This window comes from Burkholderia sp. APQ4-4ca (genome assembly GCF_057837105.1).
Window position 1 is genome coordinate 1 of sequence record NZ_JBYQCG010000224.1, and the last position, 25,625, is coordinate 25,625.

Here is a 25,625-nt window from a genome sequence, read left to right on the forward strand (position 1 = left end):
GCCCTCGGCTACCAGAAGGACGATTTCGACAAGCCGATGATCGGCATCGCGAACGGCCATTCGACGATCACGCCGTGCAATTCCGGCCTGCAGCGGCTGTCGGACGCGGCGGTCGCGTCAGTGAAGGCGGCCGGCGCGAACCCGCAGATCTTCGGCACGCCGACGATTTCGGACGGCATGTCGATGGGCACCGAAGGGATGAAGTACTCGCTCGTGTCGCGCGAAGTGATCGCCGATTGCATCGAAACCTGCGTGCAGGGCCAGTGGATGGACGGCGTGGTGGTGGTCGGCGGCTGCGACAAGAACATGCCGGGCGGCATGATCGCGCTCGCGCGCCTGAACGTGCCGGGCATCTACGTGTACGGCGGCACGATCCGCCCGGGCAACTGGAAAGGCCGCGACCTGACGATCGTGTCGTCGTTCGAGGCCGTCGGCGAATTCACCGCGGGCCGGATGTCGCAGGAGGATTTCGAAGGCGTCGAGAAAAACGCGTGCCCGACGTCGGGTTCGTGCGGCGGCATGTACACCGCGAACACGATGAGCTCGTCGTTCGAGGCGCTGGGGATGTCGCTGCTGTATTCGTCGACGATGGCGAACCCCGACCAGGAGAAGGTCGATTCGGCCGCCGAATCGGCGCGCGTGCTGGTCGAGGCCGTGCAACGCGACCTGAAGCCGTGCGACATCATCACGAAGGAATCGATCGAGAACGCGGTGTCGGTGATCATGGCCACCGGCGGCTCGACCAATGCGGTGCTGCACTATCTCGCGATCGCGCACGCGGCCGAGGTCGACTGGACGATCGACGACTTCGAGCGCATCCGCAAACGCGTGCCGGTAGTCTGCGACCTGAAGCCGTCGGGAAAGTACGTCGCGACCGACCTGCATCGGGCCGGCGGGATTCCGCAGGTGCTGAAGATCCTGCTCGACGCGGGGCTGCTGCATGGCGACTGCATGACGATCACCGGCCGCACGATCGCCGACGAGCTGAAGGACGTGCCGGCCGTGCCGCGCGCGGATCAGGACGTGATCTTCCCGATCGACCGCGCGCTGTACAAGAAAGGCCATCTCGCGATCCTGAAGGGCAATCTCGCGGAAGACGGCGCGGTCGCGAAGATCACCGGCCTGAAGAACCCGGTGATCACGGGCCCGGCGCGCGTGTTCGACGACGAGCAGAGCGCGATGGACGCGATCCTCGGCGACCGGATCCGCGCGGGCGACATCCTCGTGCTGCGCTACCTCGGCCCGAAGGGCGGCCCCGGCATGCCGGAAATGCTCGCGCCGACCTCCGCGATCATCGGCAAGGGGCTCGGCGAATCGGTCGGCTTCATCACGGACGGCCGCTTCTCCGGCGGCACCTGGGGCATGGTGGTCGGCCACGTCGCGCCCGAAGCGTTCGTCGGCGGCACGATCGCCCTGGTGCAGGAAGGCGATTCGATCACGATCGACGCGCACCGGCTGCTGCTGCAACTGAACGTCGACGACGCCGAACTCGCGCGCCGCCGCGCCGCATGGCAGCAGCCCGCGCCGCGCTATACGCGCGGCGTGCTCGCGAAATTCGCGGCGCTCGCGCGGCCGGCGAACCAGGGGGCGGTCACGGGTTGATGTAAAAGCAGCAGGACAGGCGACCCCGATAAACGGGCCGCCGGGGAACGCGCAAAACGCGCTTTCCCTTTGCTTCTATAATGCGCGGACCATGAAGCCGGCCGTCCCCGCCGGCGGAGAACCGCATGAAACAGACGATATTGCGCGTGCTGCTCGCGACGCTGCTGACCGGTAGCGCGGCGGCGGCGCGCGCCGACCAGGCTGACGGGCTCGCGCTCGCGCAGCGCAAGAACTGCATGGCCTGCCATGCGATCGGCAAGCCGCTGATGGGTCCGTCGTTCCACGACATCGCCGGCAAGTATGCGACGCGCAACGACGCCGCCGATTATCTTGCGCAATCGATCGTGAAAGGCAGCGTCGGCGTATGGGGCAGCGTGCCGATGCCCGCCAATACGCAACTGACGGGCACCGAAGCGCGCACGCTCGCGCAGTGGGTACTGTCGGTTCGGGTACTGTCGGTTCGCTGAATCGGCTACCCGCGCGACGCACCGACGCCGTGTGCAGCGCGTGGCAGTTGGCAACCCGTCCCCCCGACCGGCGGCGCATTACCGCCGGCCTCGCAGGCCCTGAGCGGGCCGCACCTTCTTCTTCACTGCCGCGAACGATTGCCGTTCAGCCGGAATGACCGGCGCGACGGCGGGCGATCTCTTCATCGACCGCATCGCGCACCCAGTCCATCACCTCGGTTTCCAGCGCGAGTGCGACCTCGCGCGTGACCTGGCCGACCAGCCAGGCCGAATGCTCGTGCAACGCATCGCGACAACGCGCTTCGATGGCCTCGCGCCCCGGCCCGGTCAGATAGGTCGTCAGGCAATTGCGAAGCCGTTCGGCGATGTGCTGCGCGTCCTCCGGCGTCAGCGCGGCCGCGGCCTGCGCATCCGGCTGCGGCGCGGCGCTGGTCAGACCTGGTTCCGGCATCGCCGTGTCGGGCGCGTGTGCGGCCGCGTCGCGCGCAATCGCGGCGAACGCGTGCTGCGGCAGCTCATCGTCGACCAGCGACGTGCGCAACGGCGCCGTCATCGCCGCCGCCTCTTCGGCGACCACGTGCTCCGCTGCGCCGGGTTCGGCCGGCGCGTCGGTCTCACCCGCGGCGGCCGTCGCCACGTCGCCCGGCAGTTCGGCGGCCGGCACGTGCGGCGTCGGCACAGGCTCGACCACGACGGAATCGGGGTCGGCTTCGGTTTGATGGAATTCGCCCGGCGCGGCAGCGGCGGCCGCCGGTGCGATCACGTCGGTGAGCACCGGAATCGTCGCGTCGTCGTGCGGCCCAGGGGCGACGGACACGGGCGAGCGCGCCGGCACCGGCTTGCCGGGCACCAGCACGTCGGTCAGCGTCGGGATCGAGGATGAATCGGCTTCTGTCACGGGAACACTCCGTCGACGGTTGCGGCTAGCCGCCCTGCTTGTAGTTGTTCAGCGCGTAGCCGCGATCGCGGTAGAACCGGTAGCGGTCGCGGCCCGCGGCCAGCTCGTCCGGCGCGTTGCCGACCACTTCGAGCAGGCGCTCGAAGCGGGCGAATTGCGCGGGCACGGTCGCGCCGAGGTTCAGCAGCACGTGATGATGCGGCGCGCGGTCGAGATCGGCGGCCAGCACGATCGGCGTGCCGGCTGCGTGCTCGCTGTCGACGCCGCAATGCGGGATGAAATCGAGCGGCGAGAACGTCCAGAGCCGCTCGTCGAGCGCGCGCAGGCGCGCGGGCTCGGCGAGCACGACGACCGGCTGCCCGGCCTGATAGGCCTTGCGCAGCAGCCGGCACGCGTACGCGAGCGAATCGCCGACGTTCGAGTGAAAATCGATCCGCGTCATTGCCCGCGCACCCGCAGCGTCGTCCGCCCCGCCATCACTGGCCGGCGCGGTCGATCAGGAACTGCGCGAGCAGCGGCACCGGACGGCCCGTCGCGCCCTTCGCGGCACCGCCCTTCCACGCAGTGCCCGCGATGTCGAGGTGGGCCCACGGATAGCTCTCGGTGAAGCGCGACAGGAAGCACGCGGCCGTCACGGCGCCGGCCGGACGCCCGCCGATGTTCGCGAGATCCGCGAAATTCGACTTCAGCTGATCCTGGTACTCGTCGTCGAGCGGCATGCGCCATGCCGGGTCGTTCGCTTCGCGCGACGCGTCGAGCAGCTCGCCCGCGAGCGCGTCGTTCGTCGAGAACAGCCCGCTGTTGTGGCCGCCCAGCGCGATCACGCACGCGCCCGTCAGCGTCGCGACGTCGATCACGGCGGCCGGCTTGAAGCGCTCGGCATACGTGAGCGCGTCGCACAGGATCAGGCGGCCTTCGGCGTCGGTGTTCAGCACCTCGATCGTCAGCCCCTTCATGCTGGTGACGATGTCGCCCGGCTTCGTCGCGTTGCCGCCCGGCATGTTCTCGCAGGTCGGCACGATCGCGACGACGTTGATCTTCAGGCCCATCTCGGCGACCGCACGCATCGTGCCGAGCACGGAGCCCGCGCCGCACATGTCGTACTTCATCTCGTCCATGCCCTCGCCCGGCTTCAGCGAGATGCCGCCCGTATCGAACGTGATGCCCTTGCCCACCAGCACGACCGGCGCGGCCTTCGCGGCGGCGCCCTGGTAGTGGAGCACGATGAACTGCGGCGGCTCGACCGACGCGCGCGCGACCGACAGGAACGACCCCATCTTCAGCGCCTGGATCTGCTTGAGCCCGAGCACTTCGGCCTTCAGGCCCCAATCCTTCGCGATCTTCTTCGCGGTGTTGCCGAGGTAGGTCGGCGTGCACACGTTGCCCGGCAGGTTGCCGAGGTCGCGGGTGAGATCCATCCCGTTCGCGAGCGCGACGGCCTGCTTGATCGCGACCTTCGCGGCCTTTTCGTCGGCCGGGTCGACGCTGAACACGACGCGCTTGAGCGTGTGCGACGCCGGTTCCGGCTTGCTCTTCATCTGCGTGAAACGGTAGGTCTCGTTGCGCAGCGCGAGGATCGCGGCGCGCACGCCCCAGTCGGAGCTGCGCTCGTCGACCGGCAGTTGCGCGAGCGAGAACGTGACCTGGGCGACCTTGGTCGCCAGCAGCGCGCGCCACGCGGCCGTCACCGCATCGTTATAGGCTTTCTGATTGAAAGCATCCTGCTTGCCGAGCCCGACGAGCAGCACGCGCGACGCGCCGATGCCCGATACTTCGTGCAGGAACAGCGTCTTGCCGCGCTTGCCGTCCATGTCGCCGGCCTTCACCACGCGCGAGATCAGCCCCTTGGTGGCCGTGTCGATGTCGAGCGCCGCGCCCGACAGGGTCTGCGCCTCGAAGATGCCGAGCACGATGCAGTCGGACTTCCCGGTCAGGAACCCCTTGGCTTCGCCTTTGCTCCAATCACAGCCTTTTATGCTAAAGTCCATCGCGCTTGTCCTCGGATAAAATCTGGGCTAAGGATGAAAGCCGCAATTATCCGCTATTTTTCCCGTGGCGGCGCGAGCGCTCCACCACGCGTGCGCAGCCTCCCGCCCTCTTCTCATCAAGAATGATCTTCGAACGCTCCCTCCAGCGCGAGCTTGCGTATACGGCTGGCGCCGTGTTCATGGTGCTGCTCACGATCATGCTCACGACGATGATGATTCGCATCGTCGGCTACGCCGCGTCCGGCGAAATCGATCCGCGGGACGTGCTCGTGCTGATCGGCCTGACCGTGATCGGCTACCTCGCCGTGATGCTCGTCGTCACGCTGTTCGTGTCGATCCTGTTCGTGCTGACCCGGTGGTACCGGGATTCCGAAATGGTCGTGTGGCTCGCGTCGGGCGTGAGCCTCACGCGCCTCATCAAGCCGATCGGCGTGTTCGCCGCGCCGATCATCCTGCTGATCGCCTTCTTCGCGTTCGTCGGCTGGCCGTGGTCGAACCAGCAGAGCAAGATGATCAAGGCGCGCTTCCAGCAGCGCGACGAAATCTCCCTGCTCGCGCCCGGCCAGTTCCGCGAATCGGCCGCGAACCATCGCGTGTTCTTCATCGAGAAGATGTCGCCCGACCAGAGCAAGGTGCAGAACGTCTTCGTCACGTCGACGGAAAACGGCAAGGTCAACGTGGTCGTGTCGCAAACCGGCCATACGGAAACTTCGAAGGACGGCGATCGGTTCGTCGTCCTCGAAAACGGCCGCCGCTACGACGGCACGCCCGGCCAGCCGAACTTCAAGATCATGGAGTTCGAGCGCTACGGCGTGAAGATCACGAGCAAGCCGGTCGTCAACGTGCAGACCACCAACAGCACGCCCACGCCCGACCTACTGCGCAACCCGACGCGCGACAACCTCGCGGAATTCGCGTGGCGCGCGGGGCTGCCGCTGATCGCGCTGAACCTGATGGTGCTCGGCATCCCGCTCGCGTACCAGAACCCGCGCCGCAGCCGCACGATCAATCTCGTGATGGCGGTGCTGATCTACCTCACGTACTCGAACCTGCTGAACGTCGTGCAGGCGCAGATCGAGCAGGGCAAGATGTCGTTCGGCGTCGGTCTCGTCGGCCTGCACCTGCTCGTCGCGGCGATCGTCGCGTTCATTTTCTGGTTGCGCGTGCGCAATCGTCCGTTGTTGACACGCGCGCTGTTCGGCCGCTCGGGAGCATGATCGATGCGGCTCTATGAAAAGTACTTCGCGCGGCAGATCTACGTCACGTTCATCTTCATCCTGTTCGCGTTCTCGGGCCTGTTCTTCTTCTTCGACCTGATCAGCGAACTGAACTCGGTCGGGCACGGCAACTACAAGTTCGGCTACGCGGTGCTGCGCGTCGCGCTGCAGACGCCGTCGCGCTTCTACGAGATCATCCCGGTCGCCGCGCTGATCAGCGCGATCTACGTGTTCGCGCAGATGGCCGCGAACTCGGAATTCACGATCTTCCGCGTGTCGGGCCTCGCGACCAACCAGGCGCTGCGCTCGCTGCTGAAGATCGGCGTGCCGCTCGTGATCGTCACCTACCTGATCGGCGAATTCGTCGGCCCGTACGCCGACCAGTTGTCCGAACGCGTGCGGCTGCAGGCGCTCGGCGCATCGGTGTCGTCGAACTTCCAGTCGGGCGTGTGGGTGAAGGACACGCTCGCGGCCCGCGAGAACGGCGAGCAGGTCACGCGCTTCGTCAACGTCGGCAGCCTGTCGCCCGACTCGACGATCAGCAACGTGCGCATCTACGAATTCGACTCGAAATTCCAGCTGCAGAACGTGCGGATCGCGCAGACGGGCCGCTACGAGCCGCCCGGCCACTGGTTGCTGAAGGGCGTCACCGAAACGGAGCTGACGCCGATCAAGCCGATCACCGGCCAGCCGGCCGACGCGCTGAACCCCGTGTACCGGTCGCAGCAGGTGTCGCTGCCCGAATACCGGCTGCGCTCCGACCTGACGCCGCAGATCCTGTCGGTGCTGCTCGTGTCGCCGGAGCGCATGTCGATCATCAACCTGTTCCGCTACATCCAGCACCTGCGCGAGAACCAGCAGGACACGCAGCGCTACGACATCGCGCTGTGGCGCAAGCTGCTGTACCCGTTCGCGGTGTTCGTGATGCTCGTGCTGTCGCTGCCGTTCGCGTACCTGCACACGCGGGCCGGCGTGGTCGGCGTGAAGGTGTTCGGCGGCATCATGCTCGGCATGAGCTTCCAGCTGCTCAACACGCTGTTCTCGCACATCGGCACGCTGAACACGTGGCCCGCGCCGCTCACCGCGGCGACGCCGGGCCTCATCTATCTCGCGCTCGGCCTGTTCGCGCTCAAGTGGGTCGACCGGCACTGAGCGCCGCGTCGCGACGGAGGCTTCGACATGCATTCGCACGGTATCGTCCTGTTCGGCCACGGCGCGCGCGATCCGCGCTGGGCCGAGCCGTTCGAGCGGCTCGCCGCGCGGCTGCGGGGCGCCTCCCCGGCCGCGCAGGTGTCGCTCGCGTTCCTCGAACTGATGACGCCGTCGCTCGCTGACGCCGTGGCCGCGCAAGTCGCGGCCGGCTGCGCGCGCATCACCGTGGTGCCCGTGTTCTTCGGCCAGGGCGGCCATGTCCGCCGCGACCTGCCGCAGCTCGTCGACGCATGCCGCGCCGCGCATCCGGGCGTCGAGATCCGCTGCGCGACGGCCGTCGGGGAAGACGACGGCGTGTTGGACGCGGTCGCGCGCTATTGCGTCGACCAGCTCGGCGACGACGCGTAGCCGCCCACGCATTCGTCGTCCCCAACGAAAAAGCGCCGGCATCTGCCAGCGCTTTTTTCGTTGGGGACCGCGTTCGAGCCGTGCTCAGGCGGCATTGCGGATTGGATCGCCCGCCTGCGCCTGCCGCGCGCGTTCGGCGAACGCATCGCCGATCATCAGCAGGCTCGGCTCCGCGGGATCGAGCCACGCCTGCGCATCGCCGGCCGCCATCTGCGCGAGCGTCAACGTCAGCGTGCGTTCGCGCGCGGTGCTGCAGGCCTCGACGATCGCCACCGGCGTCGCCGGCGCACGGCCGGCGTCGATCAATTCCTGCGCGATGCCGGGCGCGCTGTCGCGGCCCATGTAGTAGACGATCGAATCGGCGCGCGCGGCTTCGCGGATCTCGTCGCTGCCCGGTGCCCGGCTGTGCGTCGCAAAGGCCACGCTGCGCGATACGCCGCGCAACGTCAGCGAACGCTTGAGCGTCGCCGCGCCGGCCAGCGCCGCGGTGATGCCCGGCACGACCTCGTAGTCGATGCCTGCCGCCTCCAGCGCGCGCATTTCCTCTTCCGCGCGGCCGAACAGCATCGGATCGCCGCCCTTCAGCCGCACGACGCATGCATGCTCGCGCGCCGCATCGACGATCTGCTTGTTGATGAAATGCTGCGCGGTCGAACGCTGCCCACAGCGCTTGCCGACCGCGATCTTCCGCGCGTTCGGCGCATAGTCGAGCATCGCGGGCTCGACGAGCGCGTCGTGCAGCACGACGTCAGCCTGCTCGAGCAGCCGCATGCCGCGCACCGTGATGAGGTCCGCGGCGCCCGGCCCTGCGCCGATCAGATATACCTTGCCCATGTGTGTCGCTTCGCTAGGGTCCTGCGCGGCGGCCGGTTCGCCGCCGCGCGGATTGACGATTACGCCGAGAACGCGCGGATCATGCCCGCGGCGACCGTGTGATGCGTCGCCTCGTCGATCAGCACGAACGCGCCCGTACCGGGGTGCGCATCGTACGTGTCGCAGACGATCGGCTTTTGCAGCGTCAGCGCCACGCGGCCGATGTCGTTCATCTTCAGTTCCTGACGGTCGGTCGCGTGCGACAGCGTATGTACGTCGAGCACCTGTTTGACCGCGCCGATCTTCGCGAACACCGTGCTGGTGGTCTGCTTCAGCAGGTACTTGCGCTGCTGCGACAGCGGCGCGTCGTCGAACCAGCACAGGTCGGCCTCCAGCTTCTTGGCCGGCTCGACCGGCTCGGCGGTCGTGACGAACATGTCGCCGCGCGACACGTCGACGTCCTCTGCGAGACGAATCGTCACCGTCTGGCCCGCGAACGCGTGCGCGACCGACGCGGTGCCGCCCGGCACCGGCGCGACGATCTCGGCGACCGTCGCGGTGCGGTTCGACGGCAGCACGACGATCGCGTCGCCGACCTTCACTTCGCCCGACTCGATCCGGCCCATGTAGCCGCGGAAATCGTCGGCCGAGCTGCCGTCCTGCCGCGCGACCCACTGCACCGGGAAGCGCAGCGCGTCATGCGCCTGCGTCTCGACCGGCAGCGACTCGAGCACGTCGAGCAGCGGCTCGCCGGCGTACCACGGCATGCGCTCGCTCGCGCCGACGATGTTGTCGCCCTTGAGCGCCGACACCGGCACGAAGCGCACGTCGGTCAGGCCGAGCTGCTTCGCGAGCGCGACGTACGCGTCGCGGATCTCGTTGAAGCGCGCCTCGCTGTAATCGACGAGGTCCATCTTGTTGATCGCGACGATCACGTGCTGCAGCCCGAGCAGCTTGACGATCGCGCTGTGGCGCTTGGTCTGCGGCAGCAGTTGCACGACGCCGTTCTCGACCGTGATGCGCGTCGCGTCGATCAGCACGATCGCCGCGTGCGCGGTCGACGCGCCCGTCACCATGTTGCGCGTGTACTGCTCGTGGCCCGGCGTGTCGGCGATGATGAACTTGCGCTTCGCGGTCGCGAAGTAGCGATACGCGACGTCGATCGTGATGCCCTGCTCGCGCTCGGCTTCGAGGCCGTCCGTCAGCAGCGCGAGATCGAGCTCGTCGCCGACCGTGCGCTTGTTCTTCGCGCGCGACAGCGCGGACAGCTGGTCGGACAGCACGGCCTTGCTGTCGTACAGCAGGCGGCCGATCAGCGTGCTCTTGCCGTCGTCGACGCTGCCCGCGGTGATGAAACGCAACACGCCGAGGTCTTCGGTGTTCTCGATGATGCTCATGATGTGAATGTCCTCGTGTGCTTCAGAAATAACCTTGCTTCTTGCGCTGTTCCATCGCGGCTTCGGATGCCTGGTCGTCCATCCGGGTCGCGCCGCGCTCGGTGATCTCGGTCACCGCCGTCTCGGCGATGATCTTCTCGACGTCGTCCGCGTCGCTCTCGACCGGGCACGTGCAGCTGATGTCGCCGACCGTGCGGAAGCGCACCTGCGCGAGTTCGCTCGTCTCGCCGTCACGCATCGGCGTGAGCGGCGTGACCGGCACCAGCAGCCCGTTGCGACGCACGATCTCGCGCTGATGCGCGTAGTAGATCGACGGCAGTTCGAGGTTCTCGCGCGCGATGTACTGCCACACGTCGAGCTCGGTCCAGTTCGAGATCGGGAACACGCGCAGATGCTCGCCCTTGTGCAGGCGGGCGTTGTACAGGCTCCACAGTTCCGGGCGCTGCGCCTTCGGATCCCATTGGCCGAATTCGTCGCGGAACGAGAAGATGCGCTCCTTCGCGCGCGCCTTCTCTTCGTCGCGGCGCGCGCCGCCGATCAGCGCCGTATAGCCGTGCTGCTCGATCGTTTCCAGCAGCGTGACGGCCTGCGCGGCGTTGCGCGAATCGGTTTCGCGGCGCAGCACGACCGTGCCGCGCTTGATCGAATCCTCGACGTGGCCGACCACCAGCTCGGCGCCCAGCTCTTGCGCACGGCGATCGCGGAAGTCGATCACTTCCTCGTAGTTGTGGCCCGTGTCGATATGCACGAGCGGGAACGGCAGCGTCGTCTTGCGGTTCGGGCCGAGGCCGAATGCCTTCAGCGCCAGATGCAGCACGACGACCGAATCCTTGCCGCCCGAGAACAACAGCGCCGGCTTGCTGCATTCGGCAACGAGTTCGCGCAGGATGTGGATCGACTCGGCTTCGAGCCAGTCGAGGTGGCCCATGCGGCTCTCGGCGCCGGTGGGCGGGGCAAAGGCGGATTGCTCGAGCGTCGTGCTCATGATTTCAGTCCTTCTCTTCTGGGTTCGTGCCGCCCGCTGTCGCAGGCGGCGCAATATTCGGTTTCTTGTCGGCTTTCAGTGCGCCGCGCCGGATTCGGCGTTCGCGGGAATCGGCGTGATCGTCGTGATGTGCAGCCCGCATTCCTTCGTGTCGCGCGATTCCCACCACCAGCGGCCCGCGCGGCTGTCCTCGCCGGGACGGATCGCGCGCGTGCACGGCTCGCAGCCGATGCTCGGATAGCCGCGCGCATGCAGCGGGTTGACCGGCACGTCGAACGCTTCAAGGTACGCCCACACGTCGGCTTCCGTCCAGTCGGCGAGCGGGTTGTACTTCGCGATTCCGCGCGCGTCGTCCTGTTCTTCCTCGTGCAGCTCCGCGCGCGTGACCGACTGCTCGCGGCGCTGGCCCGTCACCCACGCGCCGACGTCCGCCAGCGCGCGGTTCAGCGGCTCGACCTTGCGGATGTGGCAGCACGACTTGCGCAGCTCGACGCTCTCGTAGAACGCGTTCAGGCCGTGCTCGGCCACATACTGGTCGACCGCGTCCTGCCGCGGATGGAACTGCTCGATCTCGTAGCCGTAGCGTTCGCGCACGCGGTCGATCATGCCGAGCGTTTCCGCGTGCAGGCGGCCCGTGTTCAGCGAGAAGATGCCGATCGACACGCCCTTCGACAGGATCGCGTGCGTGAGCAGCATGTCTTCCGCGGCGAGGCTGCTCGCGAATTTCACCTTGTCGTGACGCTCGCCGATCCGCGCGAGCAGCGCGTCGAGGCGCTCGACCTTCGCGGCGAGTTCCGGCGTCAGCGCGGTGGCGGTCGCGGTGCTCATGCGCTCACCTTCGTGTCGGCCGCAGCCGCGCGGCGGCGGAACAGCGGCACCGGCTCGTCGAACGCGCCCTGGTAACGCTGCGTGAATTCCGTGAATGCGTTCAACGCGTCGTGGATGTCCTTGTCGGCGCGCACCGCGAATGCGTCGAAGCCGCAACGCGACATGTACAGCAACTGGTCGCGCAGCACGTCGCCGATCGCGCGCAGCTCGCCGGTCCAGCCATGACGTTCGCGCAGCAGGCGCGCGATGCTGTAGCCGCAGCCGTCCGCGAAGCGCGGGAAGTCGACCGCGATCAGCGAGATCGCGCCGAAGTCGGCCACCAGATCGGCCGGCTCGCTGTCCGGCGCGAGCCACACGCCGAGTTCGTCCTTCGTCTTCGCGGCGACGAGCGCCGCGCGCTCGGCCTGCCACCACGCGAACGGCACCAGCACCTTGCCGGCCGGCAATGCGTCGACCGCGGGCAGCGCACCGTCTTCCGCCGCGCGCACGACCTGCCATGCGTCGTCGATCACTGCGCGGTTCTTGATAATCGAAGCCATCTGCAAATTCCCCTACCCGGTTGGTTACGCGTTCACTGCCTGGCGCGCCGCATACACGCGCTCCTTGAACGGCGCGATGCCGATGCGATCGTACGTGTCGATGAAGCGCTCGCCGTCGATGCGCGCCTCGACGAACGTATCGATCAGCTTCGCGATCACGTCCGGCACTTCTTCCGCGGAGAACGACGGCCCGATCACGCGGCCGAGGCGCGCGCCGTTGCGGCCCGTGCCCTGCTCGCCGCCGAGCGACACCTGGTACCACTCGGCGCCGTCCTTGTCGACGCCGAGGATGCCGATGTTGCCCACGTGATGGTGACCGCACGAGTTCATGCAACCGGAAATGTTCAGCGACAGTTCGCCGAGGTCGTACACGTAGTCGAGATCGTCGAAACGCTGCTGGATCGCCAGCGCGATCGGGATCGACTTCGCATTCGCGAGCGAGCAGAAATCGCCGCCCGGGCACGCGATGATGTCGGTCAGGAGGCCCACGTTCGGCGTCGCGAAACCGGCCGCCTTCGCCTTTTCCCACAGCGGGAACAGATCGCGCTTCTTCACGTTCGCGAGAATCAGGTTCTGCTCGTGCGACACGCGCAGCTCGCCGAACGAGTACGCGTCGGCCCAGTCGGCGACCAGCTCCATCTGCGCGTCGGTCGCGTCGCCCGGCGCCACGCGGTGATCCTTCAGAGACAGCGTGACGGCCGCATAGCCCGGCACCTTGTGCGGCGCGACGTTACGCTCGACCCAGCGCGCGAACGCCTTGTTCTCGAGCAGGTGCTGTTCGAACGACGCGTCGGTGTCGGCCAGCTTCTCGTAGACGGGCGGCTGGAAATACTGCGACACGCGGTCGATTTCGGCCTGCGTGAGCGTCGAAGGACCATCCTTCAGATGCTGCCACTCTTCCTCGACCTGCTGCGCGAACTTCGCCGGCGACAGCGCCTTCACGAGGATCTTGATCCGCGCCTTGTACAGGTTGTCGCGGCGGCCGTAACGGTTGTACACGCGCAGCACGGCTTCGCAGTACGTGAGCAGGTGCTGCCACGGCAGGTCTTCCTTGATCACCGCGCCGACGATCGGCGTGCGGCCGAGGCCGCCGCCCGCGAGGATGCTCGCGACCACCTCGCCCTGCGCGTTCTTCTTCAGGTACACGCCGAGGTCGTGGATCTGCACGGCCGCGCGGTCGTGCTTCGAGCCCGACACCGCGATCTTGAACTTGCGCGGCAGCCACGCGAATTCGGGATGGAACGTCGACCACTGGCGCAGGATTTCCGACCACGGGCGCGGATCGATCTCTTCGTCCTGCGCGACGCCGGCGAACTGGTCGGCCGTGATGTTGCGGATGCAGTTGCCCGACGTCTGGATCCCGTGCATCTGCACCGACGCGAGCTTCGCGAGGATCTCGGGCGTGTCTTCGAGCTCGATCCAGTTGAACTGGATGTTCGAGCGCGTCGAGAAGTGGCCGTAGCCGCGGTCGTGTTCACGGGCGATGCGGGCCAGCATCCGGAGCTGGTCGCTGCGCAGGTTGCCGTACGGAATCGCGATGCGGTGCATGTATGCGTGACGCTGCATGTACAGGCCGTTCTGCAGACGCAGCGGACGGAATTCGTCTTCGCTCAACTCGCCCGACAGCCGGCGGCGCACCTGATCGCGGTACTGCGCGACTCGCTCGTCGACGATCGTCTGGTCGTATTGGTCGTACTGATACATTCGGGGACCCCAGGGTTTTCGTGGTGACCGCGCGACGTCCTAGCCACGTCGCGCCCGAATCTCCGTTCCGTCGTCACCGCCGCCAACCGCGGCCGGCTGGATTGCTAATGACGAAAACAGATATCCATATTTGAAAAACTCCGGTGAATCGTAATAAACTCGCCTTATATTTCAAACGACTAAAAAATTCTGTTGATATGCGGAAGGGTTATAAATGAACCTGCACCAATTTCGCTTCGTGCGCGAGGCCGTCCGGCAGAATTTCAACCTCACCGAGGCCGCCAAGGCGCTCTACACGTCGCAACCGGGGGTGTCGAAGGCGATCATCGAGCTCGAGGACGAGCTGGGCGTCGAGATCTTCACGCGGCACGGCAAGCGCGTGCGCTCGCTCACCGAGCCGGGCCGGATCATCCTCGCGTCGGTCGAGCGGATTCTCCAGGAAGTGGAAAGCCTCAAAAGAGTCGGAAAAGATTATGCGGCCCAGGACCAGGGCAACCTGACCATCGCGGCCACCCACACGCAGGCCCGCTACTCGCTGCCGGCCGCGATCGCCGAGTTCAAGAAGCGCTTCCCGAAGGTGCACCTGTCGATCCTGCAAGGCAGCCCCACGCAGGTGGCCGAGATGGTGATCCACGATCAGGCCGATCTCGCGATCGCGACCGAGGCGATCTCCGACTACAAGGAACTCGTGTCGCTGCCCTGCTTCCAGTGGCATCACGCGGCCGTCGTGCCGGCCGACCATCCGCTGCTCGAACGCAAGCCGGTCACGCTCGACGATCTCGCCCAATACCCGCTGATCACGTACGACGACGCGTTCGCGGGCCGCAAGAAGATCAACCATGCGTTCGCGCTGCGCGGGCTGTCGCCGGACATCGTGCTCGAGGCGATCGACGCCGACGTGATCAAGACCTATGTCGAACTCGGCCTCGGCGTCGGCATCATGGCCGACATCGCGTTCAATCCCGAGCGCGATCGCGGCCTGCGGCTGATTCCGGTCGGCCACCTGTTCGGCAGCAACGTGACGCGTGTCGCGCTCAAGCAGGGCGCCTACCTGCGCAGCTATGTGTATACGCTCGTCGAACTGCTGTCGCCGACGCTGAACCGCAAGCTGATCGAGCAGGCGCTCAAGGGCGAAGCCGAATCGTACGAGCTGTAAGCGCTCCCGGGCCTGCCGCTTCGCGCCAGGCCTCCGGGGCGATCGAGAAAACCCGGGGCGACCCGGCGTTTTCCCGAGCCCGCGTGTATGAACACTGTGAACACTGGGGCGCCTGTCGCGCCCCGTTTTGTTGCCAGACGGAGATTCCCGCATGACGCTTCCCGCCCTGCCACGGCTACCCGCCTCGTTGCGCCGCGCCGCCGGCGCCGCCCTCGTGCTGGCCTGCGCGGCCGCGCATGCCGACCTGAAGGTTGGCGTCGACCTGTCGTCGACCGGCCCGGCCGCCGCGATCGGCATCACGAGCAAGAACGCGATCCTGATGTGGCCGAAGACGATCGCCGGGCAACCCGTGCAGGTCACGGTGCTCGACGATGCGTCCGACCCGGGCGCCGCGGTGCGCAACATCCGCAAGCTGGTCGACGAGGACCACGTCGACGTCGTGGTCGGCCCGAACATCACGCCGGCCGCGCTCGCGGCGCTCGACGCGGTAGCCGCCGCGCAGACGCCGATGATCACGCTGGTCGGCTCGGGCTCGATCGTCGAGCCGCAGGAAGGCGCGCGAACCTGGGCCTTCAAGATGGCGCAGAGCGACCGCGCGATGGCCGACGTGATGACCCGCTACATGGCGAACCACGGCGTGAAGACGGTCGGCTTCATCGGCTTCGCGGACAGCTATGGCGACAGCTGGCTGAACGAATTCACGCGCTTCGCCGACCTGCGCAAGATCCGCGTGATCGCGACCGAGCGCTTCAACCGCACCGACGCGAGCGTCACGGGCCAGGCGCTGAAGCTGATCGCGGCGAAGCCCGACGCGATCCTGATCGCGGGCGCCGGTACGCCGACCGTGCTGCCGCAGCGCACGCTGATCGAGCGCGGCTACAAGGGCCCGATCTACCAGACGCACGGGATCGCGACGCCGGAATTCATCAAGCTCGGCGGCAAGGACGTCGACGGGACGCTGTTCCCGACCCAGCCGGTGGTCGTCGCGCGCACGCTGCCGGCCGACCACCCGGCCCGCCAGGCCGCGCTCGCGTTCGTCGATGCGTACGAGGCGAAGTACGGCGCCGGCACGGTCACGCAGTTCGCGGGCGATGCAGCGGGTGTGTATCCGCGCCTGGCCGATGCGATCGGCCGTGCGCTGAAGGTCGCGCAGCCCGGCACGCCGGCCTTCCGGGCCGCGTTGCGGCGCGAACTCGAACGCGCGCACGAGCTCGTCGTGCCGAACGGCGTCGTCAATACCAGCGACAAGGATCACGTGGGGCTCGATCAGCGCGCGAGCGTGATGGGGATCGTGAAACAGGGGCGGTTCGTCTATCTGAGCCAGTAGCAGACGCGGCCGGTCGCCGGGCTGCTTGCCCGGTGCTCGGTTTTCCGCCATAATCCGCGTTTCGCCGCGCACCATCGCATGCGCGGCCAGGATCAAGCCCAGGTGGTGAAATTGGTAGACGCAGGGGACTCAAAATCCCCCGCCGCAAGGCGTGCCGGTTCGATTCCGGCCCTGGGCACCAGTCTTTCGCAGCGTCCGCGCTGCCTTCGTCGAAACCCGCGCAAGCTCGCCGCTTCGCGGGTTTTTTGTTTTTGCGCCGCGTTCGCCGCAACAGGTGCCCGCCCGGCAGTCCAAGCCTCAGGGAATGCCGACCACGGAGGCCGCCCATGTCCATGCGCGCGATTGCATGCCGGATCTGCCGCGGCGTGCTCGCCACCGTGCTGGCGCTCATGCTTGGGGGGCGGCAGACCGAGCGCGCCGCCCGTGCCCGACTGGCCCGGGCCGCATGCGCCCTATCCGTCCCCGGACAACCTTCCCCACCGCACCGAATGACCTGACGGGCGCCCTTCGCCGGGCAGCCGCTCCACTCAGGCCGTCAACTCGCGCACGAAGTCGAGAAACACCCTCACCTTGGCCGAAACGAGATTCGACGCGTGGTGATACGCGTAAAGCGGGAAAGTCTCGTCCGCCCATTCGGGCAACACCTGCACCAACCGCCCGTCGGCCAGGACGTCCCGCGCATAGAGCTCCAGCAGTTGCGCGATGCCGACGCCGCCCACGCATGCGCCGAGCAGCCCGCCCGTATCGTTGACTGTCAGCCTGCCGGCGACGTCGACCGGCACGACTTCCTCGCCCCGATGAAATTCCCATTCGTACGGCCGCCCCGTCACCGGATCGCGGATCAGCACGCACCGGTGACCGTCCGCGAGATCCCGCGGGTGCCGCGGCTCGCCATGACGCGCGACGTAGGCCGCCGACGCGCAGGTCAGCACGCGCGTCTCGAGCAGCAGGCGCGCGCGATATGACGACGGCTCCGGGATGCCGAAGCGCACGGCCACGTCGAAGCCGTCGGCGACGAGGTCGCCCATCCGGTCCCGCACGCTGATTTCGACCGACAGGTCGGGAAAGCGGTCGAGAAATTCCGCCATCCGCGGCGCCAGCACGGCGTGGCCGAACGTGCCGTCCACGTTGACTCGCAACCGCCCCCTCACGCGCGCCTTCGACTGGCCGGCATCGAGCGCCGCCTCCTCGATGCCGGCCAGCAGCGGCGCGACCGCCTCGTAAAAGCGTCGCCCTTCGTCGGTCAACGTGATCGCGCGCGCCGTGCGGTTGAAGATCCGGATGCCGACCCGCTCTTCCAGCCGGGCGACCGCGCGGCTCACCGCCGGTTGCGTCAACCCTAGCGCCTCGCCTGCCCGCGCGAAGGTGCCGGCCTCGATCACCGCGGAGAGCACTCCGATACCACTGAGCAGCCTGCTGTCGAATCTCATGAGACATACTTTCAGTCATTCATTGACTGATCATTATTCATTATTTTTATTTATCGAGGAAGCCTACAGTAGCCCTGTCGCCGGATCGAACGGCATTCATCCCCTCACCAGGAGCAGGACATGAGCACATCGGAACAAGTCGCCCTCGTCACGGGTTCGTCGCGCGGCATCGGCGCGGAAATCGCCCGCCAACTCGCCCGGGACGGCTTCCGGGTCGTCGTCAACTATGCCGGGAGCGCCGGCCCGGCCCGCGAAGTGGTCGACGCGATCGTCGCCGACGGCGGGCAGGCGGTCGCGGTGCAGGCGAACGTCGCCGACCCGGCGGCCGTGGCCGCGCTGTTCGACACCGCGCAACAAGCATTCGGCGGCCTGGACGTGGTGGTCAATTCCGCGGGCGTGATGAAGCTGGCGGCCATCGCCGACTGCGACGACGCGCTGTTCGACGAAACGATCGCCATCAACGTGAAAGGCACGTTCAACGTCTGCCGCGAAGCAGCCAGGCGGGTGCGCGACGGCGGACGCATCATCAACCTGTCGACCAGCGTGATCGGCATGCGCATGCCGACTTACGGCGTGTACGTCGCCAGCAAGGCGGCGGTCGAAAGCCTGACGCAGGTGCTCGCGCAGGAAATGCGCGGGCGCGGCGTCCGCGTGAATGCCGTCGCGCCGGGACCGGTCGCGACCGAATTGTTCCTGCAGGGCAAGAGCCCCGAACTCGTCGATCGGCTCGCGAAGCTGAACCCGCTCGAGCGGCTCGGCCAGCCCGACGACATCGCGCGCGTCGTCGCGTTCCTCGCCGGCCCCGACGGCGCGTGGGTCAACGGGCAGATCCTGCGCGCCAACGGCGGCATGTGCTGACGGGCCGCTCGCCGCCGCCTCATCTTTTCGCCAGGAGATCGCTCATGAAGGAAATCGTCCTCGTCACCGGCGCGTCCAGCGGCTTCGGCTGGCTGACGGCCCAGGCGCTCGCTCGCGCCGGTCACACGGTCTATGCGTCGATGCGCGAGAGCGCCGGGCGCAATGCGCCGCGCGTCGCCGCCATCGCCGCCTATGCGCGACAACACGGCGTCGACCTGCGCAGCGTCGAACTCGACGTCCGCGACGACGCATCGGTCGACGCCGCCATCGACCGCGTGATCGCCGACCACGGCCGTCTGGACGTCGTCGTCCACAACGCCGGTCACATGGTGTTCGGGCCGGCCGAAGCGTTCACGCCCGAACAGCTGGCGCAGCTCTACGACGTCAACGTCGTGTCGACCCAGCGCGTGAACCGCGCGGCGCTGCCGCACCTGCGCCGCCAGGGCCGCGGCCTGCTCGTGTGGGTGTCGTCCTCGTCGGCGCGCGGCGGCACCCCGCCGTTCCTCGCCCCTTACTTCGCCGCGAAAGCCGCGATGGATTCGCTCGCGGTGTCCTACGCGGCCGAACTCGCGCGCTGGGGCATCGAAACGTCGATCGTCGTGCCGGGCGCGTTCACCCGCGGCACGAATCACTTTCTTCATGCGGGCAAGCCGGCCGATACCGCCGTGCAGGCCGCCTACGACAGCGGGCCTTACGCAGGCGTCGCCGATCAGGCGTTGAAGGGCCTCGCCGCGCTTGAACCGGCCGACGCCGACGCGGGCGCCGTCGCCACGGCGATCGCCGAGCTCGTCGCGGCGCCGGCCGGCAAGCGCCCCTACCGCGTATTCGTCGACCCGTCGCAGGACGGCGCCGAGGAGGTGTTCCGCGTCGGCGATCGCATCCGCCGCGAGATGTTCAGGAACATCGGACTCGCCGATCTGCTCGCGCCGCGCGCTGGCGGCTGATCCTTCGCGCGTCGGGCCGGCCGGCGCGCGTCACCCTCGCTCGCAGAACCGGAGAATCGCGTCCGCGACCGCCACCGCGGATTCGCGCTGCGGGAAGTGCCCGATTCCGTCGAGCACGTGCCGCTCGTAGCGCCCGGCGAAGAACCGCTCGCGCCCGGCCGAGCTGTCCGGATGATTGCAGGTGTCCGCGCCGCCGTGCAGCACGAGCGTCGGCACCGACAGCACGGGCGCCGGGTTCAGCCTCGCATCGTCGTCGGCATAAGCCGGCGCGCCCGGCGCGAAGCCCCAGCGCTGCCGGTACGAATGCAGCACGACGTCGATCCAGTCGGGTCCGTCGAACGCGACGGCCGCCGCATCGAAATCGCTGTCGCGATACCAGCCCGGCGGCGACCACGTGTCCCACATCAGGCGCGCGAACGCGCGGCGGTCGTCGCGCAGCGCCTGCTCGCCGCGCGGCGTCGCCATGAACCAGTGATACCAGTAGTTGCGCGCCTGCTGCAGCGACAGCGGCTGGGCGGGATCGTTGGTGCCGTACCCGACCGACAGCATCACGAGATGCGATGCGGCGGCGTCGCGCAGCCCGCACGCGTTCGCGGCCGCGCGGGCGCCCCAGTCGTGCCCGACCAGCACGGGCGGCTCGATACCGAGCACGTCGACGAATTCGAGCAGGTCGCGCCCGAGCGCCGCGAGCTGGCCGCTGCGTGGCACGGACGCGTCGCGAAAGCGCGTCGGCGCGAAGCCGCGCAACGCGGGCGCGAGCACGCGGTAGCCGCGCGCGGCCAGTGCCGCGGCCACCGTCTCCCAGCCGACCGGGCTGTCCGGCCAGCCGTGCAGCAGCACGGCCACGCGCTCGCCGCGCGGGTTCCATTCGAGATAGGCAATGTCGAGCGACGCGGTCGTCGCTTGCGCATAGGTCGTCATCGTGCACTCCGTCAGGTCGGCAGGAACCTACGATGGTAGGCCACCCTTTCATCACGATTCGCGGAGTATCATGATTCACTCTTTGAATATTGCGTTGAATCGATCCATGGAACCGCCGACCGATCCCGCGTCCACCGCGCTCGACATCGCGCTGCTGCGCACCTTTCTCGAAGTCGTCGACAGCCGCGGGTTCGCGCCGGCCGCGGAACGCCTCGCCCTGACGCCATCCGCCGTCAGCGGCCACATCAAGCGGCTCGAACAGGCGGCCGGCACCGTGCTGCTGGCGCGCACGACGCGCCGGATCGCGCTGACACCGGCCGGCGACACGCTGTACGCGTACGCGCGCAACATCGTCGACATGGAGCGCGAGGTGCGCGCACGGCTGCGCGGCGCGCCGGCGCACGGGCCGCTGCGGATCGGCGCGTCGGAAGATTTCGCGGGCACGTGGCTGCCGCAGGTGCTGCGCACGTTCCGCGACAGCCATCCGCGCACGTCGATCGAACTGAAGGTCGGCATCACCGCGTCGCTGCTGCGGGAGCAATCGTTGGGCCGGCTCGACGTCGTGTTCGGCAAGCAGTGCCGGCAGGTCGACACGCCGGGCGAACTGCTGTGGGAGGAGCCGCTGGTGTGGGCATTCGCGGCCGATACGGCGCTCGACGCCGACGAAGGCGTGCCGCTCGCGCTGTTTCCGGAACCGTGCGTGTACCGGGAAGCCGCGGTGTCCGCGCTCGCAGCCGCGCTGCGGCCGTTTCGCGTGCTGTTCGAAAGCGCGAGCATGGCCGGCTGCATGTCGGCCGCGCTCGCCGGCTTCGCGGTCACGGCGCTCGCGCGCAGCCAGTTGCGCGACGGCCTGCGCGCATGCGGGCCGCACGACGGCCTGCCGGCGCTGCCCGCCGCCCGCTTTTACGCATTCGCGTCGAAACCCGCCGGCGTCGGCGCCGCGCTGATCGACGCGGTGCGGGCGACCGGGCGCACGCGGCAGTTCGCCGCCTGAGCACGCGCGGCGCGCTCGCCGCACGGACCGCCCCTCGCGCCGCCGCTCGAGCGGCGCCACGGGCCGGTAAACGGCGGGCGGCCCGCGGATACCGGCACGATCCCGCTTTCAGTCGCCGCCGTCGCTCGCGCCCGCGTCGTTCAATGCCTCCGCCATCAACGCGCCGAACCATTCGATGAACGCGTTGAGCCGCCTCGAGCGATGCCGGCGGTGCGGATACACGGCCGACACGTCCATCGGCTCGGCGCGGTGGCCGAGCATCACGTCGACGAGTGCGCCGCTCGCCAGCAAATGCTCGACGTCGAAGCGCGGAATCTGGATCAACCCCATTCCCGCAACACAGCTGGCGATATAGGTTTCGGCGTTGTTGACGATCACGCGGCTCGGCAGCGTCAGCGTGTGCCGCTGCCCGTCCGCGCAGTATTCCCAGCCGAGCTCGCCCCCCGTCGTCGGCGACGCATAGCCGATCGCCCAGTGCCCGTGCGCGAGCGCATCCGGATGCTCGGGCACGCCGCATTCGCGCAGGTAGTCGGGGCTCGCGCAGTTGATCAGCGTGAACTGTCCGAGCGGCCGCACGACGAGGCTGCTGTCCGCGAGCCGCCCGACGCGGATCGCGCAATCGACGCCCTCCTGCACGAGGTCGATCGCGCGGTCCGTGGAGCCGAGCGACAGTTGCAGCTTAGGGTGACGGCGAAACAGCGACGGCAGCGCGGGCGCCACGACGCGGCGTGCGATCCGGCTCGGCACGTCGACGTTCAGCCGCCCGACCACGTCGCGGTCGCGGCGCCGGAACAGGCGATCGAGTTCGTCGGCTTCCGCGAGCAGGCGCCGGCCGCGTTCGAGCAGCAGCGCGCCGTCGGCGGTCAGCTGCACCTGGCGGGTCGTGCGGTGCAGCAGCCGCGTGCCGAGCGCCGTCTCGAGCTGCTGGACGGCCGCCGACACGGTCGCGCGCGGCACGTCGAGCGCATGCGCGGCCTTGATGAAGCTGCCCATCTCGGCAACCTGCAGGAAGATCCTGACCTGATCCAGCTTGTCCATCGGCGGGAAACCCGGGTTCGAACCACGATCGGCGCCGGCCGCCGCGCATCGCGGCCGGCTTCGGCGACAAGAGAAAACGGGCGCGCGGCCTCGTGGCCGCGCGCCCGTCCATTGTCCACGCAAACGCGCCAGTGCGGGGCGCCGCGCCGCCGCAAGCAGCCCGGTTACTTGGTCGTGTAGCCGCCGTTGATCAGGATCGTCTGGCCGGTGATCCACCAGCCGTCGGTCACGAGATGGCGGATGAACGGCACGACGTCCTCGATGTCGGTCAGCCCCGTCTTGCTGAACGGCGACAGCGCGGCGGCCGTCTTGTGATACGCGACCGCATCGGCGCCTTCGGCCGGATAGAAGAACGGCGTGTCCATCGGGCCGGGCCCGACGGCCGTTACCGAGATCCCGCGCGCGCCGTACTCCTTCGACGCCGCGCGCGTGAAGTGCTCGACCGGCGCCTTCGACCCTTCGTACGCCGCGTAGAACGGTGTGAACGCGCCGAGCAGCGACGTCACGAGCGTGACGAGCTTGCCGTGATCCTCGAGGTGCCGCCCGGCTTCCTTGATGAAGAAGAACGCCGACTTGCTGTTGACCGCGAACATCTCGTCGTACTCGGCCTCGCTGATTTCCGTGAACGGCTTCTTCAGCACCTTGCCCACCGTGTTGATCGCGATGTCGATCTTGCCGAAGCGCTGCTTCGCGTCGTCGAACAGCTTCTCGACCGCGGCCGCCGTCGTCAGGTCCGCCTGGAACGTCGCGGCTTCCGCCCCGGCCGCACGCACCGCCGCGGCCGTCTCCTCGGCCTGAGCCTGCGACCCCGCGCTGTTGTAGTGAATCGCCACCGCCTTCGCGCCGTGGCCCGCCAGGTCCCGGGCGATCAGGCCGCCGAGATTCTTTGCGCCGCCTGCGATCAGGACGACCTTGTCTGCGAGCGTATGAGTTGCCACGGTTGACTCCTTTTTTCGTTGAACGAAGCTAGGAGTGTAGGCATGCGCGGCGTGCCGATCAGCCGGCCGCGGCTGGATGGATTATCCAGAAAACCGATCCAATCGAAGCGATGCAAGGTGGTCTGCCGCACCGACGGCGGGGGCGGATTCTGCAATTATTCGCGGCGCGGCCGCCGGCCCGCTCAGCGCGCGTACAGCGCCGCGTCGATCTTGCCGAGCAGCCACTGCATGCCGGCGAGATGCTGCTGGTCGTGGCTGCACAGGTAATGGACGAGCCCGCGCACGGTCAGCGAACCGTAGCCGTCGAACGCGCCGGTACGCTCGAACTGTTCGGGCGTGACGCGCGACAGCCGCGCCAGCGTCTCGCGCCGCGCGGCGCGAATCGCCGCGAGCACGTCGGACGCATACGCGTCGTCGTAGCGCCGCTCGATCGCGAGCGCGTCGCCGTCAATCGACACGAGCAGCGGGTGGTCTTCGTCGAGCATGCGACGCAGCCGCACGTGATAGCCGTCGATCTCGATGTCGCGTACGTGGCAGAGCTGCCCGAGCGGCGAGAAATGCTCGCTCGGCATGCCGGCCCAGTCGTCGGGTGTCCAGCGCGCATAGCCGTCGGGCACGGCCGCGAAATGCGCTTCGAGCTGACGGGGGAAATCGGCGAGTGCGTCGAGCGTCGTCGGATTCATGCGGGGAAACTCCCTGTCGGATAAAGGCGCGCGGCAACCCTGGCACGGGCCGGCCGCCGCCGTTGCGTCACTTCACGGTGAAGCCGTACGCACCCTGCGTGCGATGCCCGTCGGTCGCGACGGCCACCCACTTCACCGTATACGCGCCCGCGCCGAGCGCCGCGAGCGGCACCGTCATCCGCTTGCGGTTCGACGCGTCGATGCGCGCGCGGCCGCTCGACACCGTCTTGCCGTCGCCGTCGACGACGACGATCGAGCTGAATGCCGGCTCCAGCGGCTCGGTGAAGTCGATCGTGACGGCGGCCGGTGCGGTGGCCGCCACCGGGTCGCTCTTCGCGAGATGCGCGTGCGCGAACGCGGCAGACGAGACGGTCACGGCCACGATAACGGCGCCCGCGTGGCGGCCGAACGGGAATGAATCGAAACGCATGGACGGTCCGTGAAGTATGAACGGGCGCCGCGCGCGGCGCGGCGTTCCGGCAGCTTACCAGCGCATGCACGTTCATGCCGCCCCTGCGCCGCCGCTTGATAGAATGCGCGCGCTATGGATCTCGAAAGCATTCTCTACACCCAGGGCTTCGGCTCGCGCCGCCAGTGCCGCGGCCTGATCGAAGCAGGCCGCGTCGCCGTCGCGGGCGCCGCCGCGACCGACCCGGACGCCACCTTCGACACCGACGGCCTCGTGTTCGCGGTCGACGATACGGCATGGCCGTTCCACGCGCGCGCCTATCTCGCGCTCAACAAGCCGGCGGGCTACGAGTGTTCGCGCGATCCGCAGCACCATGCGAGCGTGTTCAGCCTGTTGCCCGCGCCGCTCGTCGCGCGCGGCGTGCAGTGCGTTGGCCGGCTCGACCAGGATACGACCGGCCTGTTGCTGCTGTCCGACGACGGCCAGTTCGTGCACGCGTACACGTCGCCGAAGCGCAAGGTGCCGAAGACCTACGTCGCGACCGTGCGCCACCCGCTCGACGATGCCCAATTGCACGCGCTGCGCACCGGCGTGCAGCTGCATGGCGAGCCGAAGCCGATCGCGGCGGTCACCGCCGACGCCCGCGACACGCACACGCTCGCGCTGACCGTGCTCGAAGGCAAATACCACCAGGTCAAGCGGATGGTCGCGGCGGCGAGCAACCGCGTCGAATTGCTGCACCGCGAAAGCATCGGCGGCTTCGCGCTGCCGGCCGATCTCGCGCCGGGCGCCTGGCGGTGGCTCGATGAAGCCGACCTTTCCATGCTGCGCAATCCGGTCAAAACCCTGTAAGGGAAAATCCGCACGACCGTTCGGTGTGTGGCGGCCTCTCGGCCGCAGGTTCCCCCGCTATACTGAAATCACAAGCT

Annotated in this window: 26 protein-coding genes and 1 tRNA gene; 12 read left to right on the top strand and 15 right to left on the bottom strand. The window is 68.1% G+C overall.

The window, feature by feature from the left end:
- Positions 1 to 1,602, top strand: a 1,602-nt coding sequence (gene ilvD / locus AC3IFE_RS25015; protein ID WP_489192682.1) for a dihydroxy-acid dehydratase, incomplete at its 5' end; no start/stop codon positions are given.
- Between the two features lie 125 nt (positions 1,603 to 1,727).
- Complete coding sequence (locus AC3IFE_RS25020) at positions 1,728 to 2,069, top strand: c-type cytochrome (RefSeq protein ID WP_489192684.1); 342 nt, start codon at positions 1,728 to 1,730, stop codon at positions 2,067 to 2,069.
- 145 nt (positions 2,070 to 2,214) lie between these two features.
- On the opposite strand, the gene AC3IFE_RS25025 is transcribed toward AC3IFE_RS25020, so the two are convergent.
- The 3 genes from AC3IFE_RS25025 to AC3IFE_RS25035 are packed head-to-tail and all read right to left on the bottom strand — an operon-like array spanning position 2,215 to position 4,955.
- Positions 2,215 to 2,967 carry a DUF2486 family protein gene (locus AC3IFE_RS25025; protein ID WP_489192686.1) on the bottom strand — a complete coding sequence of 251 codons (753 nt, stop codon included), beginning with the start codon at positions 2,965 to 2,967 and terminating at the stop codon, positions 2,215 to 2,217.
- A 25-nt stretch (positions 2,968 to 2,992) separates the two neighbouring features.
- Positions 2,993 to 3,409 (bottom strand): DNA polymerase III subunit chi, encoded by a 417-nt coding sequence (locus AC3IFE_RS25030; RefSeq protein ID WP_006484796.1) that lies wholly within the window; start codon positions 3,407 to 3,409, stop codon positions 2,993 to 2,995.
- Between the two features lie 34 nt (positions 3,410 to 3,443).
- Positions 3,444 to 4,955, bottom strand: a complete 1,512-nt coding sequence (locus AC3IFE_RS25035) for a leucyl aminopeptidase (protein ID WP_489192688.1) — start codon at positions 4,953 to 4,955, stop codon at positions 3,444 to 3,446.
- 122 nt (positions 4,956 to 5,077) lie between these two features.
- Here AC3IFE_RS25035 and lptF point away from each other — a divergent pair, with 122 nt between their 5' ends.
- Genes lptF through AC3IFE_RS25050 form a run of 3 tightly spaced genes read left to right on the top strand, consistent with a single transcriptional unit; the run spans position 5,078 to position 7,732 of the window.
- Positions 5,078 to 6,172 carry an LPS export ABC transporter permease LptF gene (gene lptF / locus AC3IFE_RS25040; protein ID WP_301738699.1) on the top strand — a complete coding sequence of 365 codons (1,095 nt, stop codon included), beginning with the start codon at positions 5,078 to 5,080 and terminating at the stop codon, positions 6,170 to 6,172.
- Positions 6,173 to 6,175: 3 nt separating this feature from the next.
- Positions 6,176 to 7,324, top strand: a complete 1,149-nt coding sequence (gene lptG / locus AC3IFE_RS25045) for an LPS export ABC transporter permease LptG (RefSeq protein WP_089468203.1) — start codon at positions 6,176 to 6,178, stop codon at positions 7,322 to 7,324.
- Positions 7,325 to 7,351: 27 nt separating this feature from the next.
- Complete coding sequence (locus AC3IFE_RS25050; RefSeq protein ID WP_089468204.1) at positions 7,352 to 7,732, top strand: sirohydrochlorin chelatase; 381 nt, start codon at positions 7,352 to 7,354, stop codon at positions 7,730 to 7,732.
- A gap of 84 nt (positions 7,733 to 7,816) precedes the next feature.
- Here the strand turns inward: AC3IFE_RS25050 and cobA are convergent, their stop codons facing one another.
- The 6 genes from cobA to AC3IFE_RS25080 all read right to left on the bottom strand — a co-directional run bounded on the left by cobA (position 7,817) and on the right by AC3IFE_RS25080 (position 13,998).
- Positions 7,817 to 8,566, bottom strand: coding sequence for a uroporphyrinogen-III C-methyltransferase (cobA, locus tag AC3IFE_RS25055; protein WP_489192691.1), 750 nt, complete (start codon positions 8,564 to 8,566; stop codon positions 7,817 to 7,819).
- A 59-nt stretch (positions 8,567 to 8,625) separates the two neighbouring features.
- A complete protein-coding gene (locus AC3IFE_RS25060) occupies positions 8,626 to 9,942 on the bottom strand; it encodes a sulfate adenylyltransferase subunit 1 (protein WP_089468206.1) in 1,317 nt (438 codons plus the stop codon).
- 22 nt (positions 9,943 to 9,964) lie between these two features.
- Positions 9,965 to 10,927: a sulfate adenylyltransferase subunit CysD gene (cysD, locus tag AC3IFE_RS25065; protein ID WP_489192693.1), complete on the bottom strand. Its 963-nt coding sequence runs from the start codon at positions 10,925 to 10,927 to the stop codon at positions 9,965 to 9,967.
- Positions 10,928 to 11,002: 75 nt separating this feature from the next.
- Positions 11,003 to 11,755 carry a phosphoadenylyl-sulfate reductase gene (locus AC3IFE_RS25070; RefSeq protein ID WP_301738702.1) on the bottom strand — a complete coding sequence of 251 codons (753 nt, stop codon included), beginning with the start codon at positions 11,753 to 11,755 and terminating at the stop codon, positions 11,003 to 11,005.
- Positions 11,752 to 12,294, bottom strand: coding sequence for a DUF934 domain-containing protein (locus AC3IFE_RS25075; protein WP_489192695.1), 543 nt, complete (start codon positions 12,292 to 12,294; stop codon positions 11,752 to 11,754). Before AC3IFE_RS25075 ends, AC3IFE_RS25070 begins: the two co-directional genes overlap by 4 nt.
- Positions 12,295 to 12,318: 24 nt before the next feature.
- The gene (locus AC3IFE_RS25080) at positions 12,319 to 13,998 is read right to left on the bottom strand and encodes a nitrite/sulfite reductase (RefSeq protein WP_489192697.1); all 1,680 of its coding nucleotides are present in this window, start codon (positions 13,996 to 13,998) and stop codon (positions 12,319 to 12,321) included.
- Between the two features lie 214 nt (positions 13,999 to 14,212).
- On the opposite strand from AC3IFE_RS25080, the gene AC3IFE_RS25085 reads away from it, so the two are divergent.
- The 3 genes from AC3IFE_RS25085 (at position 14,213) to AC3IFE_RS25095 (ending at position 16,662) form a co-directional block, all read left to right on the top strand.
- On the top strand, positions 14,213 to 15,154 hold the full coding sequence (locus tag AC3IFE_RS25085) for a CysB family HTH-type transcriptional regulator (RefSeq protein ID WP_006478072.1): 942 nt from the start codon (positions 14,213 to 14,215) through the stop codon (positions 15,152 to 15,154).
- A 151-nt stretch (positions 15,155 to 15,305) separates the two neighbouring features.
- Positions 15,306 to 16,481 (top strand): ABC transporter substrate-binding protein, encoded by a 1,176-nt coding sequence (locus AC3IFE_RS25090; RefSeq protein ID WP_489192699.1) that lies wholly within the window; start codon positions 15,306 to 15,308, stop codon positions 16,479 to 16,481.
- Positions 16,482 to 16,577: 96 nt separating this feature from the next.
- Positions 16,578 to 16,662: transfer RNA gene (locus AC3IFE_RS25095), tRNA-Leu, on the top strand.
- A gap of 346 nt (positions 16,663 to 17,008) precedes the next feature.
- Here the strand turns inward: AC3IFE_RS25095 and AC3IFE_RS25100 are convergent.
- The gene (locus tag AC3IFE_RS25100) at positions 17,009 to 17,911 is read right to left on the bottom strand and encodes a LysR family transcriptional regulator (protein ID WP_489192701.1); all 903 of its coding nucleotides are present in this window, start codon (positions 17,909 to 17,911) and stop codon (positions 17,009 to 17,011) included.
- Between the two features lie 120 nt (positions 17,912 to 18,031).
- Between AC3IFE_RS25100 and AC3IFE_RS25105 the strand changes: the two genes are divergently transcribed.
- The gene (locus AC3IFE_RS25105; protein WP_089468222.1) at positions 18,032 to 18,769 is read left to right on the top strand and encodes an SDR family oxidoreductase; all 738 of its coding nucleotides are present in this window, start codon (positions 18,032 to 18,034) and stop codon (positions 18,767 to 18,769) included.
- 44 nt (positions 18,770 to 18,813) lie between these two features.
- The gene (locus tag AC3IFE_RS25110; RefSeq protein ID WP_489192703.1) at positions 18,814 to 19,713 is read left to right on the top strand and encodes an SDR family oxidoreductase; all 900 of its coding nucleotides are present in this window, start codon (positions 18,814 to 18,816) and stop codon (positions 19,711 to 19,713) included.
- Between the two features lie 30 nt (positions 19,714 to 19,743).
- On the opposite strand, the gene AC3IFE_RS25115 is transcribed toward AC3IFE_RS25110, so the two are convergent.
- Entirely contained in the window at positions 19,744 to 20,634 is an 891-nt protein-coding gene (locus AC3IFE_RS25115; RefSeq protein WP_489192705.1) for an alpha/beta fold hydrolase, read from the bottom strand.
- Positions 20,635 to 20,740: 106 nt separating this feature from the next.
- Here AC3IFE_RS25115 and AC3IFE_RS25120 point away from each other — a divergent pair, with 106 nt between their 5' ends.
- The gene (locus AC3IFE_RS25120) at positions 20,741 to 21,628 is read left to right on the top strand and encodes a LysR substrate-binding domain-containing protein (protein ID WP_489192707.1); all 888 of its coding nucleotides are present in this window, start codon (positions 20,741 to 20,743) and stop codon (positions 21,626 to 21,628) included.
- A 108-nt stretch (positions 21,629 to 21,736) separates the two neighbouring features.
- Here AC3IFE_RS25120 and AC3IFE_RS25125 read toward each other — a convergent pair whose 3' ends face one another.
- The 4 genes from AC3IFE_RS25125 to AC3IFE_RS25140 all read right to left on the bottom strand — a co-directional run bounded on the left by AC3IFE_RS25125 (position 21,737) and on the right by AC3IFE_RS25140 (position 24,717).
- Positions 21,737 to 22,666, bottom strand: a complete 930-nt coding sequence (locus AC3IFE_RS25125) for a LysR family transcriptional regulator (protein WP_489192709.1) — start codon at positions 22,664 to 22,666, stop codon at positions 21,737 to 21,739.
- A gap of 164 nt (positions 22,667 to 22,830) precedes the next feature.
- The gene (locus tag AC3IFE_RS25130) at positions 22,831 to 23,604 is read right to left on the bottom strand and encodes an SDR family oxidoreductase (RefSeq protein WP_489192711.1); all 774 of its coding nucleotides are present in this window, start codon (positions 23,602 to 23,604) and stop codon (positions 22,831 to 22,833) included.
- 182 nt (positions 23,605 to 23,786) lie between these two features.
- On the bottom strand, positions 23,787 to 24,287 hold the full coding sequence (locus AC3IFE_RS25135; RefSeq protein ID WP_489192713.1) for a DinB family protein: 501 nt from the start codon (positions 24,285 to 24,287) through the stop codon (positions 23,787 to 23,789).
- 67 nt (positions 24,288 to 24,354) lie between these two features.
- Positions 24,355 to 24,717 carry a copper resistance protein CopC gene (locus AC3IFE_RS25140; RefSeq protein ID WP_489192715.1) on the bottom strand — a complete coding sequence of 121 codons (363 nt, stop codon included), beginning with the start codon at positions 24,715 to 24,717 and terminating at the stop codon, positions 24,355 to 24,357.
- Between the two features lie 114 nt (positions 24,718 to 24,831).
- On the opposite strand from AC3IFE_RS25140, the gene AC3IFE_RS25145 reads away from it, so the two are divergent.
- Positions 24,832 to 25,548, top strand: a complete 717-nt coding sequence (locus AC3IFE_RS25145) for a 16S rRNA pseudouridine(516) synthase (RefSeq protein ID WP_089468229.1) — start codon at positions 24,832 to 24,834, stop codon at positions 25,546 to 25,548.
- The last annotated feature ends 77 nt before the right edge of the window (positions 25,549 to 25,625 follow it).